Origin of the sequence: Brachyspira catarrhinii (assembly GCF_005518285.1) — a bacterium.
GTDB lineage: Bacteria > Spirochaetota > Brachyspiria > Brachyspirales > Brachyspiraceae > Brachyspira > Brachyspira catarrhinii.
The window spans coordinates 1-1,166 of sequence record NZ_SJDU01000554.1; the positions used below are offsets into that span (position 1 = coordinate 1).

Annotated in this window: 1 protein-coding gene and 1 pseudogene; both read right to left on the reverse strand. The window is 25.8% G+C overall.

The annotated features are described in order from the left end of the window. Positions 1 to 241 (reverse strand): annotated as a pseudogene (locus tag EZH24_RS12250) (ATP-binding protein); the annotation flags it as partial. Then, positions 207 to 1,019, reverse strand: a complete 813-nt coding sequence (locus EZH24_RS12255; RefSeq protein ID WP_137999342.1) for a hypothetical protein — start codon at positions 1,017 to 1,019, stop codon at positions 207 to 209. The gene EZH24_RS12255 and the pseudogene EZH24_RS12250, both read right to left, overlap by 35 nt. Positions 1,020 to 1,166: the final 147 nt, after the last annotated feature.

The window sequence follows — 1,166 nt, forward strand, 5'->3', positions numbered from 1 at the left end:
AATTATTATTGGTTTCCTCGGTTTTTTCACTTTTAACGCAATCGCATAATTCTGGAATACTCCATTCTCTTTTTCCAAAGGCTATATTCTTTTTTGTTTTAATGTAGCCTTCGTCATCGCATTTACGACAATTAGGGTCTTTGCCCTCTCTCGCATTAGCATAAAGCTTCGTTAAATATTCTTTATAACTTTTCAAGCAATAATACTCATGCGGTGTTTGTAATAGTTTTATAAGTTTCATTTATATCCCCCTTCTTTTCTATTACTTTTAATAATTTATTAAGATTATCAATCCCATTTGGAATTGATTTTTTATCTTTCGCTTCCGTTTCTTTTTCTAATTTCTCATCTTTTATTTCATTTCCATTTAGCAATGCATTTATCATGCAATCTTGTAATTTTAAATAATTTCTTTTTTCTGGTGGAAGTTTTAAAAAAGACTGTTCGGCAATTTTTAGAGATTTACTTAAGGTATTTTTTCTGTTTATAAAAGTTGCAAGCAAATATTTTTTTATTCCATTTTGAGCTTTTTGATAATTAGAAAAATCAACCCCCAATAATTTAAGTAGCAAACCATTATATTTTTTAATAAAAGCATCCTCTTCGTATTTTTGATTTATATCGTTTTTAGTTTCAACTTTTATTTTTGTTTCCGTTTCTTTTTTAGATTTTTTTAATTTTGATTTTTTAAGTTTATCGATTATTTTCTTTAATTCTCTAAAATCATATATGATACCACCTTTTTTATAATTTTTTATCAATTTTATTTTCAAATACTCTTTGCTTTTTAAACTTGCTCTTTGACGACAAAATCTTATTTTATTTCCCGTAATATCTTTATCTTTAATCAAATTAAAATCTTTTGAAGTTAAATGAAATATCTCGCATATAAAAGTAAACTCCGAAGCGGTTATATTTAATTCTCGCCTATATTCAAGTATTTCAAACGGGACGGTTAAAAAATCTTCGGGGCTATTTAATTCTCCGTATAACGCTATAAACTTTTGTTCTTTTTCCATTTCAAAAACCTAATTGAATATTTCTTTTGCCAAATTTATTAATTTTTTAATATGGCTGCTATTATTATTTTTATCCAATTCTTCCGCCATTTGAATCGTTTTTATATTTCTATTTTTAGCAAGTTTGGGCAAATTAATTTTAGTTCT

Bases quoted from the DNA above. Each gene is read 5' to 3' on its own strand.
- EZH24_RS12255 (WP_137999342.1), bottom strand. From the start codon at position 1,019: ATGGAAAAAGAACAAAAGTTTATAGCGTTATACGGAGAATTAAATAGC.